Origin of the sequence: Zavarzinia sp. (assembly GCF_049306435.1) — a bacterium.
In the GTDB taxonomy this organism is placed as follows: domain Bacteria; phylum Pseudomonadota; class Alphaproteobacteria; order Zavarziniales; family Zavarziniaceae; genus Zavarzinia.
On sequence record NZ_JBAQRT010000326.1, the window covers coordinates 1 to 1,507 of the forward strand.

A 1,507-nucleotide genomic window follows, 5' to 3' on the forward strand; every position below is an offset into this window, starting at 1 on the left:
GCCCAGCGCCGCGCCCGCGACCGTCGTCGAGGCGCGGTGGCCCGCCTCGGACAAGGCATGGCGCAGCGCGCCGACGATCAGCCCGCGCACGAGGCCGGGATCACGGAAGCGGACCTCCGCCTTGGCCGGATGGACATTCACGTCGACCATGCGCCCGTCGAGCGACAGGTAAAGCGCGACCGCCGGATGGCGATCCCGGGCGAGGAAATCCATATAGGCGCCGCGAACCGCCCCGGTCAGCAGCTTGTCCTTCACCGGCCGGCCATTGACGAAGAGATACTGGTGGGCCGCCGTCGCCCTTGCATAGGTCGGCAGGCTGGCAAAGCCGACGAGGTGGATGCCCTCGCGCTCGGCCCGGATGGCCAGGGCATTGTCGGCGAAATCGCGGCCGATCACGGCGGCGATCCGGCTGCGCCGCGCATCCTCGGGATCAAGCGCGGTCTCGGCCGGGAAGCGAAGGGCGAGGCGGGTGCCGTCCGACAGGGTGAAACCGACGCCGGGATGGGACAGGGCGATGCGCCGCATCACATCGGCGATCGCCTGATATTCCGCCTGTTCGCTCTTGAGGAATTTCAGCCGGGCCGGCGTCGCGTAGAAAAGATCGCGCACCTCGACCCTGGTGCCGGCATTGATCGCCGCCGGTTCGACCTCGTGCTTGGCGCCGCCGTCGACCCGGATCGACCAGGCCTCATTGCTGCCCCGGGCCCGGCTGGTGATGTCCAGCCGGGCGACCGAGCCGATGGAGGGCAGGGCTTCGCCGCGAAAGCCGAAACTGTCGATGGCGTCCAGATTGTCGTCGGGCAATTTCGAGGTGGCATGGCGCTCGATCGCCAGGGCGATTTCATCGGCGCTCATGCCGAAACCGTCGTCGGCGACGCGGATCAGGGTCCGGCCGCCGTTCTCGACGACGACATCGACCCGGCCGGCGCCGGCATCGATGGCGTTTTCGACCAGTTCCTTGACCGCGCTGGCGGGACGTTCGACCACCTCGCCGGCGGCGATGCGGTTGACGGTCGACTCGGGAAGAAGACGGATGCGCATGGGGCCATCATGCCCCATGCGCGAGACGGATGCAGTCAGTAGCTGCCGGTCGCCAGATACTGGCGGGTCAGCTGCTTGCCATTCTCGACCGCCGGCTGGTCGAAGGGATCGACGCCGAGGAGATCGGCGGCGATCAGGGTTTCCAGCGTGAAATGCATGAACAGACCGCCCAGCGCCTCTTCGTCATAGCGCGGAATGGTCAGGCGGCGCACCGGGCGGTTGAACTGCACCAGCGTATCGCCCGTGGCCCTCGCCTGGGCCGCGACGACATCGCCGATGCGGCGGCCGGCCAGGAAGGACAGCGACGGATCATCGGCGAGATCGGGGCGGATGATCGTGCCCTTGCCCTTGGTCGCCAGGTCGATGACGGTGAACAGCTTGTCGTCCGGCCCATCGAGATAGAGCTGGAGCTGGCTGTGCTGGTCGACGGGGCCGATCGCGGTGATCGGGGTCGTGCCCTTGCCCT

The 1,507-nt window shown here is 68.2% G+C and carries 1 protein-coding gene and 1 pseudogene; both read right to left on the reverse strand.

Annotation, left to right across the window (positions count from 1 at the left end; all coding sequences use genetic code 11):
- On the reverse strand, nucleotides 1-1,041 hold a 1,041-nt coding region (gene mutL, locus WAZ62_RS18810), incomplete at its 3' end, for a DNA mismatch repair endonuclease MutL (RefSeq protein ID WP_422645070.1).
- A gap of 35 nt (nucleotides 1,042-1,076) precedes the next feature.
- Nucleotides 1,077-1,507, reverse strand: a pseudogene (locus WAZ62_RS18815) (glucose-6-phosphate isomerase); the annotation flags it as partial.